Consider the following 14,108-nt stretch of genomic DNA (forward strand, 5'->3'; position numbering starts at 1 on the left):
CGGCGAAGATGGCCCCATGCCACCTCTTGTGTCTGTAAAGTCTTGAAATGTATGAAACTGGACAGGACAAGTTTTTCACAACGAGTTGACCTGTTGATCACAGGTCGCTGTTTACGGTTGTAGGCATCAGTAACCGGAGACCCGTTGATGTCTAGTCCGATCAAGCTCGAATTTTCCGATAAGTACGACGATCAGCACGCCCAAGAGTATTTGCTCAAGCACAAGGACAATCTGGCTCGCCGGCTGTCCCATAAGCGCGATGAGCAATTGGCGCGCGGTGCGCTGGCCATGGCCGGAGAGCCTGGCCTGGTGCTGGACCTGCCCTGTGGTGCAGGGCGGTTCTGGCCGCTGCTGGCCGAAAAACCCAACAGAGTGATTATCGGCGCGGACAATTCCGGGTCGATGTTGAAGGTCGCGATGGCCGCCCAACCCGCCGATGTGGTGAAACGGGTACGACCCTTGCAGACATCTGCCTTCGATATCGATTTACCGGACAACTCGGTCGACAGCATTTTCTGTATGCGCCTGCTTCATCACATCGGTGACCCAGCGCATCGATTGGCGATATTGCGTGAGTTTCAACGTGTTACACGAGACAGCGTGATCCTTTCGCTGTGGGTTGATGGCAATTTCAAGGCTTGGAAACGTAAGCGCCTCGAAGGGCAGCGCCGTAAAAACGGTGAGCAGGACGGTTACCAAAATCGATTTGTGTTACCGGCTGCTACTGTTGAAGACGAGTTCGAGCAGGCCGGTTTCCGTGTTCAGGAGTCCCTGGACTTCATGCCGCTTTACGCCATGTGGCGAGTGTATGTATTGCGAAAGAGGTAACAGGATGGCAGTTGAGTGCATAGCAGGCAGTCATGTAGCTCCCGAAGAAAGATTCGATTATTTCTGGCGCCAGCAGGGCGAATGGGTCGAGGAACCCAACCGTCGGCGTGGTGGTGAAAGTGGCGTGAAACGCGTGCTGGGTACCAATGGCCGTTTGCTCTACAGCAAACGCCAGACAGGGCATATCTACCGCAGTTGGCTGCACCCGTTTGGACGGCCGACGGTGCTGCGTGAGCGGGACGCGATCAGAGGCTTGCGTTTGCTGGATGTGCGCGTGCCGGAGATGGTCTTTTGCGAGGCGCGTCGTGACCCGCAGCACCAATGGAAGGCATTGTTGGTGACCGCAGCCCTCGATGGCTTCGATGAAATTGAAAACTGGTACGCGGCCGGTGGTCGTGAACAGTACGGCGAGCTGGTGCACGAACGTTTGCTCAAGGAATTGGCCGGCACTTTGGCGCGTATGCACAAGGGCCGTTGGCAGCACGGTTGCCTCTATATCAAGCATATTTTCGTACGGGTCACCGGTGAGGGCGACGCGGCCAATGTCGAAGTGGCCTTGCTGGATTTCGAGAAGTGCCGCCAGCGTCTGACCGCTTATCGGGCTGCGTCCCACGACATGCTGCAGTTGCGCCGCCATTCGTCGTGGAACAGCGCTGACTGGGCAAAACTCAGCTACTTTTACGAGACGGCGTTTGGCAGCGCTATCAAGGGTTTAACCAGATGAAGCTAGAAATAGCACGAGGTGTGTTCCTGGTGGGGGCGTTGGGCGTTGCAGCCCTGGCCCTGGCCGCCTGGGAACAGCCTCGGACACAGGTGCTCAGTGCCACGCAGGGTGGGGCGCAATGCCTGCTGCCACGCGTGGCCAAGGCGAGCACGGCGGCCAAGCCTGATCATGAGTTGTTGCTGTTCATGTTTGGCATGTCTCAAGGCATGAGGCCGCAGAGTTGAAACGATTCAAACCCCCGGAAAAGGGCCTTGCGATGCGAGGCCCTTTTTTTGCCTTCAGATCAGATGCAGATGGTTGTCCCACAGGCCTGCCGGTAGCTCCAGCGGCTTGGCGACCAATGGTTGCTGGCGACAATCGTAGAAACGGCAGCGCCCTTGGCCTGAGGTCACGACAAAGCCGTCGGCCACAGCGCCGACGCCGGCACAATCCGGTAACGGCCCATCCAAACGCAGCGCACCGCTGTCCATGTCCCAGATAAAGAATCGATTACCACGCGGGGCCGTCAACGCCACCAGGCGCAATTCGCTGTGCACCGCGACGCTGGCGGTGTAATGCCCCATTGCCTGCAACTGCTCGTCCGCCACCGGGAAGGCTTCGAACGGCTGGCCTGGACGTTTGATCGCCAGTAGTTCGGAACGCTCCTGGGACGGCCCCATGAACTGCTGCCCGGTAAGGATCGTGCCATCGCTGGCAATCCCCATATGGCGCACGCTGTTCATCTGCTGGCCGAGGGTTTCCTTGCTGATCAAGGTGCCGTCACGATGCATCAGCACCAGGCTCGGTTCCATGGCGTTGAGGTTCATCTCCACGCGGCTTTCGGCTTCGGTGCGAATACCCCCGTTGGCCACCACCAGGGTTTCACCGTCGGGCATCCATGACACCTGATGCGGGCCGATGCCATGGGTGGAGATCTCGCCGGTATGCACCAGCCGCTCACCTTCGAACTTGTACACACCGAGCAGGCCACGGCCAGCGTCGGAGGTGTCATTCTCGGTGGCGTACAGCCAGTCGCCGCTCTTGTGGATCACCGCATGGCCATAGAAATGGCGATTGGCCTTGGAGGTGATGGTTTGCAGCAGCGCGCCATCACGCAGGTCGATCAGGTAACTTTCGGTGCCCGGGCGGCGGGCGACGAACAGCGCAATCGGCAGCGTCGGGTGGTTGATGATGTCGTGGCAGCGCTGGCCGACCTGGGTGGTAAACACCGGTTTGCCATCCAGTCGATAGCCCACGGCGTAATGCTTGCCGTCGGCATCATCCCGCGCCGACAGCAGCAGCGGGCCCTTGTCCTTTTGCCTGGACAGCGTCCAGCCCCCCAGCGTGATCGCACTGAGCAGCATGCTGCCAACCGCCAAAGCCTGTCGCCTGAGCATCATCAGTCACCGTCGTTGGCGTTAAAGCCCAGTTGGATGCCCAGCGCCTTGGCCAACTCGCCTTCGTGCAGGCGGTGGACAACGTTGAGGCTGTCGTAGATATCGTTGAGTTGCTGGCGCCCGGCGTCGTCGGCCAACAGTTCATTGAGGGTGCGCTGGTTGCTGGCGAACAGTTTCAAGGAGGCAGCATAGGCGGCGTCGATCTTGTCGGCCAACGGCTTTTGTTCAGACGGCAACAGGCCGCGCAGGCCTTTGTTGTCGACGCCGACCCACACGGTCTGGGCCGCGGCAAGGCTGGCTTCGAGGCTTTGCAGGGACGATTCGCTGCGCCACGCATCGGCCTGGAATGGCTGCGGGATGCCTTTGGTCTGGCGACCCATTGGCGTGCCGAGTTTTTTCTTCAAAGTGTCCAGTGCGGTGACCTGGACGCGCAGCAGATCGGCGATGGCTTCGTGGGAATCGGCGTAGCGCTGGTTCGGAAACTTGGTCATCTGCGCGAGCATGCCGTCGGTGCTGTTCCAGCTCGCCAGGATCTCTTCGGCGAGGGCCTTCTGGCGCTCGCCAATGGCCACCAGCAGCGGGCAGTAACGGGCTTTCTGCGCCTCGTTGGCGACGTCGGTCTTGGCGTCGTAGAGGATGTATTCGTAGGCCGACAGGCCTTGTACCACCACACTCGACTTGGCCAGGGCGGCGCTGTCGATCTGCGGCTGGGCGGTCACCAACTGTTCAACCTGACGCCCCACCAGGTTCTTTTTGTCCGGCCAGAACTGCACCTGCCACGAACGGTTGCCCTCGGCCAACGGGCCGATCAGCAACGGTTGCAACTCGGCCCAGGCCTTTTGCGCGTGGAGGAAGTCGGCGCGGGCGGTCTCCAGGCTTTCCTTGCCCTGGCAGTAGGCCAAGGCACTGACGGCCAGTTGACGGTCAGCTTCGACCCAACGGCTGTAGGTCGGCAGGATCACTTGCTTGGCGATGGCCGCCGAGGTCACGGCTTGTGGGTCTTGCGGCGAGCAGGCGCCGAGGGCGAGGGCGGCGAGGCTGGTGAACAACAACTTGGGACGGAACATGTAGAGCTCCCTTCTGTAATTGGGGCGAAGCTTATAAAGAATTCAGGAACGCCAGCAACGCGGCACGTTGCTCGGCATTAAACGACAACACATGCTGCTGCGCCGCGTGTGCTTCACCGCCGTGCCACAGCACGGCCTCCAGCAGGTTGCGGGCGCGGCCGTCATGCAGGAACTGGGTGTGGCCACTGACGGCTTGCGTCAAACCGATGCCCCACAACGGCGCGGTGCGCCAGTCGCGGCCACCGGCCTTGAATTCGCTGCGGTTGTCTGCAAGGCCTTCGCCCATGTCGTGCAACAGCAGGTCGCTGTAGGGGCGGATCACCTGGTTGGCCAGTTCAGGTTCGGCAGCCGAGGCTGACGTGGTGAACGAGGGTTTATGGCAACCCTGGCAACCGGCCTGGTAGAACAGGTTTTTGCCGGCCAGCACTTGCGGCGAATCAACGTCGCGACGCGCCGGTACGGCGAGGTTACGGGTGTAGAACAGCACCAGGCGCAGGATGTTGTCGCTGACTTCCGGCTCGCCATCGGGGCCATTGCCATTGGGCGCCTGTTTGCAGGCCACTTGGGCATCGGTGCAGTCATCAAAGGGTCTCAGGGTGGTGGTGAGGCCCATATCACCAGAAAACGCGTGAACATTTTGTTGATTGAGGTTGGGTTGTCCGGCTTTCCAGCCAAAACGCCCCAGTACAGTCTTGTGTTGGGCGTCATCCCAGACCCGGTTGGCACGACCAACGATGGCTTCTTTGTCGGCGGTTTTCGGGTCGGTGTTGCGCAGGATATCGGCGTCGCTGATGGCTTCCAGCAGACCCAGGCCGATCATCGGTGGCGCAATGCGCGCTGAAAAAAGTGTATCGGGATGCATCGGGCCGTAGCCGAGTTGGGTGATTTGCAGGTCTGGCTTGCGCAACTCGACCACGGTGCCGTCCTTGAACGTCACGTTGACCGGTGTGTAATCCACCCGCACTTTGCCTTCCGGCGTCACGCCGGGCACGGCCATGTCTTGCAGTTGCCCGCCGTAGACCGGCTCGGGAACCACGCCGACTTGCTCGATAAGCTTGGCGTAGGCGGGGGAGTCGGGAATCGAGAGCCGCACCAGCATCGACACCGCATTCGCCGCGTCCGGCAGCGGCGGGTGGCCGCGACCGTCCTTGATATGGCAGTTCTGGCAGGCATTGGTGTTGAACAGCGGGCCCAGGCCATCCCGCGCCGTGGTGGTGGACGGAGCAATCACCCAAGGGCTGCGAAAGAAGCTGTTACCCACGCTGAAATCCAGGCGACGGGTGGGCGACAAGTTGGCCGAGGGCAGGGAAAACGCGTTCTGGTCACGCTTGTTCACCGTCGTCGCGCCGCCGGCCCGTGATTCACCGGGCTCGGCCTTGGTGAAGCGCGGGGCGTCATCGCAGGCCGTCAGGCTCAAGGCCAGCACGGCAGCAGACAGGCGAAAAAGCGAACGGAACATCGAGTTTCCCGGACGAAGGCGAAAAATAAGGTCGCAAAGTCTAACAGGGCAGGGCCGAATGAATAAGAGCAATTATCGTTTGGTGGGGGGCGATGCATTCCCGCTAGAATGGCCGCACATTTTTTTCTGGAGGTGGCCAATGCAGGCTCTCGACGCTTTGCTCAACCGTGTTTCCGTGCCGCGTCTGCTGGAACCGGCGCCCACCCAGGAGCAGCGCGACGTGCTGTTCGCCGCCGCCATGCGTGCGCCGGACCACGGCCAATTGCGGCCTTGGCGGTTCCTCACCGTGGAAGGCGCGGCCCGCGAGCAGATGGGCACGTTGCTGGCAGAAGCCGCCCGCCTGCAGGACGCTGATGCGCCGCAAGCGGTGATCGACAAAGCCCAGAACGGTCCTCTCCGTGCGCCGCTGGTGGTGGTGGTGATTGCGCGTTTGCAGGACCACTACAAGGTGCCGAAGTCCGAGCAACTGCTGGCGGCAGGCTGTGCGGCCCACGGTATTTTGCTGGCGGCGTACGCCCAGGGGATTGGGGCGGTGTGGCGTACGGGTGAGTTGTCGTACTCGGCCCATGTCGCCAAGGGGCTGGGATTGACGGCGGATGAGGAAGTGATTGGCTTCCTGTACCTGGGCACGCCGCAGAACCCGCCGCGGACAGCGGCGAAGGAAGACCTGGCAGCGTTCGTTCAAGCCTGGCCCGGTCTCTAAGTTCACTGTGATCCAAATGTGGGAGGGGCCCCCTCCCACAAAGGCCCCATTCCACATTTGATTTGTGGTGTTGATTAAACCCTGAACTGATCCATCAATTTCATCTGCTGGCTGGCCAATGCATTGAGCTGGCTGCTGATGGCTGCCGACTCGGTGGCCTGCCCCGTGAGGGTTTCCGTCACGGTACGGATCGCCGAGACGTTGCGGTTAACCTCTTCAGCCACGGCGCTCTGTTGTTCGGCGGCGCTGGCGATTTGCAGGTTCATGTCGCTGATCACCGTCACGGCATCGCTGATCTTGCCCAACGCTTGCACGGCCTGATGGATCTGCCCGGCATTGTTCTGGGCCTGGCTCTGGCTCGAATGCATGGTTGCCACCACGCCACGGGTGCCGCTTTGGATGCGTTCGATCACGTGACGGATTTCTTCCACCGAATCCTGGGTGCGCTTGGCCAGGTTGCGCACTTCATCGGCGACCACCGCAAACCCACGCCCGCTTTCCCCGGCGCGCGCGGCTTCAATCGCGGCGTTGAGGGCCAGCAGGTTGGTCTGTTCGGCGATGCTGCGGATCACTTCCAGCACTGAACCAATCTGTTCGCTATTGACCGCCAGGGCCTCGACTTCGCCCACCGCCTTGCTGACTTCTTCGGCCAGGGTGGTGATGTCGCGAGTGCTCTGCTCGATGATCGACATGCCCTCGCGCGCTGACTGATCGGCGCCGCGTGCTGCGCTGGCGGCATTGGAGGCGCTGTTGGCGACGTCATGGGCGGTAGCGCTCATTTCATTGGAGGCGGTGGCCACCTGGTCGATTTCGCGGAACTGCACCTGCATGCCTTCGCTGGTCTGGCGCGCGATGGCCGAGGACTGATCGGCGGTGCCACGGGCTTCGGTGATGCTTTGCTTGATCTGGGCGATGGTCGGTTGCAGCTTGTCGAGGAAGCGGTTGAACCAGTTCACCAACTCGCCCAGCTCGTCCTTTTTGGCGTATGCCAGGCGTTGGGTGAGGTCACCGTCGCCGCTGGCGATGTCCTTGAGCATGGCGGCCACGCTATTGATCGGACGGGTCACGCCGGTGGCGGTCAACCAGATCAGCAGCAGGCCAAGCAGGGCTGCCAGCGCACCGACCAGCAGGGCCTTGAGGGTGCCGGCGGCCTGGGCCTCGTCGAGTACTTCTTGAAGCTTGACGTTATCGGCGAGCATCACCTGCTTGGGCAGTTTGATCACCACGCCCCAGGGCTTTGCATCGGCGATTGGCTTGACCGGGTACACGGCACGGATAGTGTCGTCTTGCTCGCGAATCGTGGGCGCGCCATTGGCCAGCAGTTGCACGATCTCCTTGCCCTCGACGCCCAGGGTATCGATCAGGTTTTTGCCGACGCGGCCGGGTTCACCGCTGTAGGCCGCAATCAAGCCGCTGCTGGATAGGATCTCCAGGTGCGCGGCGCTGTTGAACAGTTCTTTTTGCGCGACGTCCATGGTGGCTTGCAAAGTGTCGAGAGCGATGTCGATACCGACCACGCCAATGACGTTGCCGTCCACGATCAGCGGCAGGGAGATGGTGGTCATCAGCATCGACTTGCCCGCCACGTCGTCGGCATACGGGTCGAGCAGGCATACGCTGCGGGTATCCCGTGGGCAGGTGTACCAGATGTTGTAAGGCGTACCGCTGAGGTTGAGGGTGGTCTTGGTCAAATCTTCTTCGACCATGATGGTGTTCAGGCCTTCGCCGCCCGCCCGGCTCCAATAGGTGGAGAAGCGGCCCTTTTCATTGGAGACGCGGGCTTTGTCGTCGATGAATTCGCTGTCCTTGCCATCCAGGCCGTTGGGTTCGAACGACAGCCAGATACCCAGCGCCTTGCGGTTGCGCTCAAAGGCGGTCTTGACGCTCTGGTTGAGTGCTTCGCGCAAGGCGCCGGGTTCCAGGCCACGTTGCGTGGCGAGGTTGCGCAGGTCTTTGACTTGATCGGCGAGGGCGGTGGCCACAAACAGGTTTTCGCCAAAGATTTTTTGCAGTTGCACCGCTTGCTCGGCGGCTTTGGATTGCAGCAGGTTCTGCACGCTGCTGGTGAGCATCCGCGAGCTTGAGTCGCTGATCAACTGGTCATTCTGGTTGGTCTGATAGAGGTTGACGCTGATGATCAGCCCAATCACCCCCAGCAGGCACAACCCGGACAGCAGCACGATTTTCAAGCGTATGGAGAGGGTGTCGAACATAGGTTCACTCGCGAATGGACGTGTGGGTTTGCTAGGCGCAGCCAAGTCCATTCGGCGCTATGTCTTGAGCATCGGCGCGGGCGGTTGTTTCATGAGGGGAAGGCGATGAGCGGTAGGACATGTCCTACACGTGGCGTTATACGGGCTGTGCGAGCCGTTCAGGGCGAGACCAGATCCACAGGTTACCCAGGCCCATGCCGGCAATCGCCAGGTAGATCGGCCAGCCGTGATCGAGCATCACCAGCATCAGAATGGCGCACACCAACATGCTTACCGTGGCGCTGACTTTGGCCCTGCGCGCGATGATCTTGCCGTTGCGCCAGTTGAACAGGATCGGCCCGAACAGGCGGTGGTTTTCCAGCCAGGCGCTGAGGCGGGGTGAGCTTTTGGTGGCGGCCCAGGCGGCCAGCAGGATGAATTCGGTGGTGGGCAAACCCGGTATGACAATCGCCACCAGCCCGATGCCCAGGCTGACGTAGGCCAGCAGGCCGAAGAGGATCTGGGCGATTTTGGAGGTGGATTGGGTTTTGCCGGTCATGGGTAGGCGGATCACAGAAAATCAGCTTGAAATGATATCTAAGTGTGGGAGGGGGCTTGCCCCCGATGGCGGTGGGTCAGCCATAGATTAGTTGACTGACATATAGCTATCGGGGGCAAGCCCCCTCCCACATTTTGATTGCATTTCAATTTTGGAAGTCAGGCCAGTTCAGGGGCGCTAGCGTACGCCTGTTCCAGCAGTACGGTGAAGCGCACGAACGCATCGATCGCACCTTTTTCCACCGCTGCTTCTTCTTCGGCACTGAATTCCAGGCCATCGAGGGTGCGGGTAAAGCTTTTCCAGCCTTCGGCACGACCACCGGCCGGTTCACCCAGGTGACGGGCACCGAAGGTTTCGCTCAGGCCCAGGCCTACGGCGCGCTTGATCAGGAACGCGGCGCCCAGCTTGGAACCTTCGGACACGAACAGCCAGCCCAGGGCTTCGGCCTTGCTCGGGTTGCTCACCGCGCCAGCCACCGGTGCAGGCACTTCGGTGTCGAGGTCGCCCAAGTCCAGTTTGGCGGCTTCGGCGCGGCAACGCGCGGCCAGGTCCGGGACGATCTTGATCAGTTCGGCATCGTTGTACAGGGCGACGAGTTCGGATTGGAACAGGTATTGCGCCACCACGAAACGCGCGAAGTTGGCCTGGGTTTCGAATGGGGCGTGGGCTTTTACCAGGGCGTCGAGCTTGGTGTGCGGCTCGTTGGTGATCTGGTTCAGGCGCTGGGAGCGCAGGCTTGGGCGTTCTGCGGTAGGAGATGCGGTCATGAAAAAAGTCCTTGAGAAGGGGAGCGCCTTATTGCCCTAAAGAGAGCTGTTATCAACTAGACGAACAAGAAGACGCGGCACAGTAAAAAATCCTCACCCCGTCGCTAACATTTCGACGAGGTGAGGCGGGCGCTGTCAGATATCCCAGATCACGTTGATCGCAAAGTTGCGGCCAGGCTGGGTCAGGCGGTCGATATTGGCGGGCGCGGTCACGCCGGCTTCACCGATGCTGTCGAAGCTGCGCACGTCGTCCCAGTTCCAGTATTTCTTGTCGGTCACGTTGTACAGGCCACCATTGATGGTCACGTCTTGGGTGACTTTGTAGAAGCCGGTCAGGTCAACGATGCCAAAACCCGGGGTCTTGAACGGGGCCTTGGTCTTGTCGCCATCGGGCGAGAAGAAGGTCGCGCTGTCGACCCGGTTTTGTTTTTTGACCAGGGTCCAGCTGACCAGGGCGCCGTAGGTTTCTTGCTCGTAGCCCAGGCCGAACACGCCCTTGAGCGGGTTGACGCTGTTGATCGGCTCGCCGGTGTCTTCGTTACGGCCGTAGGCATAGGCCACCGAGCCTTGGGTGTACAGGCCCTGCGGTGCACCAAAGGCATCCAGGTTCAGGCGGCCTTTGGCTTCCACGCCCTTGATGGTGGCGCGCTTGATATTGCCAGCCTTGAACGCAACGCCTGTCGGGGTCAGCAGCGCGGCATCTTCGTTGATGAAGTCGCGGTACTTGTTATAGAACACCGCCACGTCGAAATTGCCCGACTCAAAGTTGCCGCGCAGGCCGGTTTCAAAGCTCTTGCTGGTTTCCGGCTTGAGGTCTGAGTTGGGTTCTACGGTGTAGCCTTGCTGGATATTTTCAAAGCGACCGTACAAGGCTTTGGCCGACGGCGTGCGGAAGCCTTCGGCGTATTGGCCGAACCAGGTGTAGTTGTCGGTCAGGGCGTAAGTCAGGCCGAATTTGGGCGACACGCGGTGCCAGGTTTTATCGCTGTCGTCGTGGGAGTAGACGCGGTTCGGGTCGGTGGAGTTGAGGAAGTCCTCGGTCAGCTTGGGCTTGAGCTGGGTGTAGTCATAACGCACGCTGGGCAGGAAGGTCCATTTTCCCCAACTGATCTGGTCCTGGGCGAACAGGGCGTAGGTGTTGATGGTCGGGTCCGGGAAGTCGCTGGCTGGCTTGACGATATCCAGTGCATTGGTGCTGGGGGCGCCGACGGCCACGCAACTGGCGCTGACGGTCAGGCAGGTTGCGCTGCCGGTACGCGAGCCGGTGACCTTCGCCTGTTTGAGGGTGGTGCCGTAGGTGACGACGTGATCGGTGTCGCCGATGGCAAATGCCTTGTCCAATTGGGCATCGAACACCCACTGCTTTTCCTTGTAGAGCGTCTCGCGCTCGCGCAGCAAATTACGTGCGCCGGATACGTAGTGCTCGGCGGTGGTCTGGTCGGTCTTGCCGACCTGGTAGTTGAGGCTGGTCTTGATGTGATCGGCGAACGGCGAGTCAACGGCGAAGCTGTTTTCCAGGCCAAAACGTTCGCGGCTGATGGTGTCGTTACCCGAGCGGGCACGGTAGAGGTTGCTGTTGAAACCGGTGTTGTACGGGCCGCCCACGGCGCTTTTCTGGTTGGTGTCGCGGTCATCCTTGTATTTCTCGTACGTCAGGACCAGGCGGTTCTCATCGCCATAGTTCCAGCCCAGCTTGGCCAGCACGTTGGTGGTGCGCACATCTTCCGGGTTGGCGCCGGTGCGGTTCAGGCCGGTGGCGTTGTTGCCATCGTAGGTTTCAGTCTCGTGGCCATTACGCTGGCTCAGGTGCAGCAAACCGTCGAAGTCCTGCACGCGGCCGGCGACGGTGCCGGAGGTCAGCCAACTGTCGTCGGCGGAGCTGTAGCCGGTTTTCAGGCGGGCGCCCACGTCTTTGCCGGGCTTGATGATGTCGTCCGGATCGAGGGTGAAGTAGCTCACCGCGCCGCCGATGGCGCTGCTGCCGTAGAGGGCCGATGCAGGACCACGCAGGATCTCGACGCGCTTGACGATTTCCGGGTCGACATAGTTGCGGCGGGTCTGCGCGTACGGGCCGTTGGAGAAGTGATCGGGCACTTCGACGCCGTCGACCTGGGTGAGAATGCGGTCACCGTCAATGCCACGGATATTGAAACCGGCATTGCCGGAGCGTGTACCGGCGCCACCGACAGAGACACCGGGCTCGTACCGCACCAGCTCACGGCTGTTGCCGACGTTGAGACGGTCCAGCTCCTGGCGGTCGTGCACGCTGACGGTGCTCGGAACGCTGTTCACATCCTGCTCATGGCGGGTAGCGCTGATGGTCACCTGTTGCAGGTTAAGGGTGCTGCCGGCGGCGCGCTTTTCCAGGACGATAGTGTTGCTGCCCAGTTTGCGGTAGCTCAGGTTGGTCCCCACCAACAGCTGATCCAGGGCTTTCTCCGGCGACAACGGGCCGCGCACGCCAGGGGACGACACACCCTGGCCCAGCTCTGCCGACAGGCCGACTTGCCAGCCGGTCACGGCCGTGAAGGCATTCAGCGCGGAAACCAACGACTGTTGCTCGATGCTGAAATTGTAATTGCCGTGGCTGCGTGAAGCGGGCTCAGCGGCGCTGGCGCTCATCAGCGGCGCGCCGGCCAGCAGGATGGCGGCAGTCAACAAGGACAGGACGGGCGAAGAAGACCGGCGGTTGAAACAAGAGGACATCGAGAGTGCTCCGGGGTACGAATCTTTTTAGTTGCGAACTGAACAAATAGGAATCAGTTGCATTGGCTAAGACGAGACGTACCACCCGAGGCTATCGAGTAAAAATAATTCTCATTTAGTTCAGGATCACCAGCGCCGGGTATTCCGAGAGCTTGGCCGAGGTGATGTGGGCCAGGGAGCGCACCACATCCAGAGGTTGGTCGAGGCGGTAATTACCCGTGACGGCGACGCTGGCGAGCTTATCGTTGGTGTTGACGATCCACCCGGGGTAATAGCGGCGCAGTTCGGCGAGTACTTCGCTCATCGGGCGGTTTTCGAAGATCAGTCGGCCCTGCACCCACGCCAGGTCCTTGTTGGCGTCCAGTTTGGCCGGCGAGCCGAAGCCCTTGGGGCCGATGCGGATGCTTTCACCGGCACTCAGGCGCACGCGGGCGTCGTCGACGGTGTTGCTCAAATCCACATTGCCGCGTTGCACCTGCACTTGCGCCTCGCCATTGAGGTAGCGCACGGCGAAGTCGGTATCGCGCACGCTGGCGCGTACGGGGCCGGCGTCGATTTCCAGGGGCAGGCCGTGGTTGGGGACAATTTCGAAAAACGCTTCGCCCTGGTAGAGGCGGGCAATGCGCTGCTGGTCCTTGATGCTGCTGGAAAACGCCGAGTTGGTGTTGAGTAGCACCTTTGAGCCTGCATCCAGTTGCAGGCGCTGGCGTTCGCCCACCACGGTGAGGTGGTCGGCTTGCAGGCGCACTGGCAGGTTGCTGAAGCTGAACAGGCCGATCAGCAACACAGCAGCGGTGGCCAGGGGTTTCCAGTGGGGTTTGATCCGGCGCCAGGCGCTCGGCTTGCGCGGCGCAGCCAGGGCCACGGCGGCGCTGTGTACCGGCGCGCCACCCCAGGCCGCCTGGGCCTTGGCAAAGGCGTGGGCGTGGGCGGAGTCGCTGGCGAGCCAGGCTTCAAATTCAGCTTGTTGCCCCGGCAGCGGGCACTGCAAGGCGATCAGCCAGTCGAGGGCTTGGTCCACAGCCGTGTCTTGCAACACCTCATGAGCCAGCTCATGGGGCCGCAGTTTATTCGGGTCCGTCACGGTGTTCCTCGGGTCTTCGCCACGTTTGTTCGGTTTTCCTACAGCAAGGGCTGAAGCTTAAGGCCGATCCAGCCTTTCGGCCACACCTATGCAGATGGCCATGATCAACTTGAGTTCCTTTTGCACGGTGCTCAAGGACACGTCCAACTGATCGGCAATCTCCTGGTAGCTGCAACCGTGCAGGCGGCTGAGGATAAAGATCTGTTGTTGGCGGGCGCTCAACTGGCCGAGGCTGACGCTCAAGGCTTCGAGCATTTGCTCGGCCTGGGTGGCGTCTTCGGGCGTGCTGATCGGGGCGGCGACGCTTTGCAGGACATCCAGCGGGACATCTTCCTGCAACGTACGGGCCTGGATCCTGCGCGAACGCAGGTGGTCCAGCGCGAGGTTGCGCGCCGTCTGGTAGACGAAAGGTTCGAGGTGATCGATAGGGCGCTCACTCAAGGCCCGAGTGACGCGCAGGTAGGTTTCCTGCAACAGGTCCTCGGCGGTGCTGTGGTTATTCACCATCCGCTGCAAGGTGCGAAGCAGAATCACCCGTTGGGTGAGAAAGACGTGGTTGAAGCGAGATTGGCTCACAGTGATACCAGACCGATTTGCAGTGAATGATAATGCTTATCATCAACTCAAATGGCAAGTGGCACTT

General features: G+C 61.0%; 13 protein-coding genes. 4 read left to right on the plus strand and 9 right to left on the minus strand.

The annotated features are described in order from the left end of the window. Positions 1–147 precede the first annotated feature (147 nt). The 3 genes from DYL61_RS02615 to DYL61_RS02625 are packed head-to-tail and all read left to right on the plus strand — an operon-like array spanning position 148 to position 1,776. Positions 148–828, plus strand: a complete 681-nt coding sequence (locus DYL61_RS02615; RefSeq protein ID WP_135307085.1) for a class I SAM-dependent methyltransferase — start codon at positions 148–150, stop codon at positions 826–828. 4 nt (positions 829–832) lie between these two features. Beyond that, positions 833–1,552 carry a lipopolysaccharide kinase InaA family protein gene (locus tag DYL61_RS02620; protein ID WP_135307086.1) on the plus strand — a complete coding sequence of 240 codons (720 nt, stop codon included), beginning with the start codon at positions 833–835 and terminating at the stop codon, positions 1,550–1,552. After that, on the plus strand, positions 1,549–1,776 hold the full coding sequence (locus DYL61_RS02625; RefSeq protein ID WP_099585549.1) for a hypothetical protein: 228 nt from the start codon (positions 1,549–1,551) through the stop codon (positions 1,774–1,776). Before DYL61_RS02620 ends, DYL61_RS02625 begins: the two co-directional genes overlap by 4 nt. 54 nt (positions 1,777–1,830) lie before the next feature. Here DYL61_RS02625 and DYL61_RS02630 read toward each other — a convergent pair whose 3' ends face one another. Genes DYL61_RS02630 through DYL61_RS02640 form a run of 3 tightly spaced genes read right to left on the minus strand, consistent with a single transcriptional unit; the run spans position 1,831 to position 5,454 of the window. Beyond that, positions 1,831–2,928 carry a DUF1513 domain-containing protein gene (locus DYL61_RS02630; protein WP_135307185.1) on the minus strand — a complete coding sequence of 366 codons (1,098 nt, stop codon included), beginning with the start codon at positions 2,926–2,928 and terminating at the stop codon, positions 1,831–1,833. Between the two features lie 2 nt (positions 2,929–2,930). Next, positions 2,931–3,995 (minus strand): imelysin family protein, encoded by a 1,065-nt coding sequence (locus tag DYL61_RS02635; protein WP_105695353.1) that lies wholly within the window; start codon positions 3,993–3,995, stop codon positions 2,931–2,933. 31 nt (positions 3,996–4,026) lie between these two features. Beyond that, positions 4,027–5,454, minus strand: coding sequence for a di-heme oxidoreductase family protein (locus DYL61_RS02640; protein ID WP_135307087.1), 1,428 nt, complete (start codon positions 5,452–5,454; stop codon positions 4,027–4,029). A 139-nt stretch (positions 5,455–5,593) separates the two neighbouring features. Here DYL61_RS02640 and DYL61_RS02645 point away from each other — a divergent pair, with 139 nt between their 5' ends. Then, positions 5,594–6,157 (plus strand): NAD(P)H nitroreductase, encoded by a 564-nt coding sequence (locus DYL61_RS02645; RefSeq protein WP_135307088.1) that lies wholly within the window; start codon positions 5,594–5,596, stop codon positions 6,155–6,157. Between the two features lie 74 nt (positions 6,158–6,231). Here the strand turns inward: DYL61_RS02645 and DYL61_RS32055 are convergent, their stop codons facing one another. The 6 genes from DYL61_RS32055 to DYL61_RS02675 all read right to left on the minus strand — a co-directional run bounded on the left by DYL61_RS32055 (position 6,232) and on the right by DYL61_RS02675 (position 14,041). After that, a complete protein-coding gene (locus tag DYL61_RS32055; RefSeq protein WP_135307089.1) occupies positions 6,232–8,370 on the minus strand; it encodes a methyl-accepting chemotaxis protein in 2,139 nt (712 codons plus the stop codon). 136 nt (positions 8,371–8,506) lie between these two features. After that, positions 8,507–8,908 carry a YbaN family protein gene (locus DYL61_RS02655; protein ID WP_135307090.1) on the minus strand — a complete coding sequence of 134 codons (402 nt, stop codon included), beginning with the start codon at positions 8,906–8,908 and terminating at the stop codon, positions 8,507–8,509. Positions 8,909–9,066: 158 nt separating this feature from the next. Then, on the minus strand, positions 9,067–9,675 hold the full coding sequence (locus DYL61_RS02660) for a biliverdin-producing heme oxygenase (RefSeq protein ID WP_135307091.1): 609 nt from the start codon (positions 9,673–9,675) through the stop codon (positions 9,067–9,069). Positions 9,676–9,810: 135 nt separating this feature from the next. Next, a complete protein-coding gene (locus tag DYL61_RS02665; RefSeq protein ID WP_135307092.1) occupies positions 9,811–12,381 on the minus strand; it encodes a TonB-dependent receptor in 2,571 nt (856 codons plus the stop codon). Between the two features lie 115 nt (positions 12,382–12,496). Beyond that, a complete protein-coding gene (locus DYL61_RS02670) occupies positions 12,497–13,465 on the minus strand; it encodes a FecR family protein (RefSeq protein ID WP_135307093.1) in 969 nt (322 codons plus the stop codon). A 57-nt stretch (positions 13,466–13,522) separates the two neighbouring features. Next, positions 13,523–14,041: an RNA polymerase sigma factor gene (locus tag DYL61_RS02675; protein WP_135307094.1), complete on the minus strand. Its 519-nt coding sequence runs from the start codon at positions 14,039–14,041 to the stop codon at positions 13,523–13,525. Between the last annotated feature and the right edge of the window lie 67 nt (positions 14,042–14,108).

Source organism: Pseudomonas nabeulensis (genome assembly GCF_004682045.1).
GTDB lineage: Bacteria > Pseudomonadota > Gammaproteobacteria > Pseudomonadales > Pseudomonadaceae > Aquipseudomonas > Aquipseudomonas nabeulensis.

Coding starts and splice junctions, on each gene's coding strand:
- DYL61_RS02615 (WP_135307085.1), top strand. CDS start 148: ATGTCTAGTCCGATCAAGCTCGAATTTTCCGATAAGTACGACGATCAG.
- DYL61_RS02620 (WP_135307086.1), top strand. CDS start 833: ATGGCAGTTGAGTGCATAGCAGGCAGTCATGTAGCTCCCGAAGAAAGA.
- DYL61_RS02625 (WP_099585549.1), top strand. CDS start 1,549: ATGAAGCTAGAAATAGCACGAGGTGTGTTCCTGGTGGGGGCGTTGGGC.
- DYL61_RS02630 (WP_135307185.1), bottom strand. CDS start 2,928: ATGCTCAGGCGACAGGCTTTGGCGGTTGGCAGCATGCTGCTCAGTGCG.
- DYL61_RS02635 (WP_105695353.1), bottom strand. CDS start 3,995: ATGTTCCGTCCCAAGTTGTTGTTCACCAGCCTCGCCGCCCTCGCCCTC.
- DYL61_RS02640 (WP_135307087.1), bottom strand. CDS start 5,454: ATGTTCCGTTCGCTTTTTCGCCTGTCTGCTGCCGTGCTGGCCTTGAGC.
- DYL61_RS02645 (WP_135307088.1), top strand. CDS start 5,594: ATGCAGGCTCTCGACGCTTTGCTCAACCGTGTTTCCGTGCCGCGTCTG.
- DYL61_RS32055 (WP_135307089.1), bottom strand. CDS start 8,370: ATGTTCGACACCCTCTCCATACGCTTGAAAATCGTGCTGCTGTCCGGG.
- DYL61_RS02655 (WP_135307090.1), bottom strand. CDS start 8,908: ATGACCGGCAAAACCCAATCCACCTCCAAAATCGCCCAGATCCTCTTC.
- DYL61_RS02660 (WP_135307091.1), bottom strand. CDS start 9,675: ATGACCGCATCTCCTACCGCAGAACGCCCAAGCCTGCGCTCCCAGCGC.
- DYL61_RS02665 (WP_135307092.1), bottom strand. CDS start 12,381: ATGTCCTCTTGTTTCAACCGCCGGTCTTCTTCGCCCGTCCTGTCCTTG.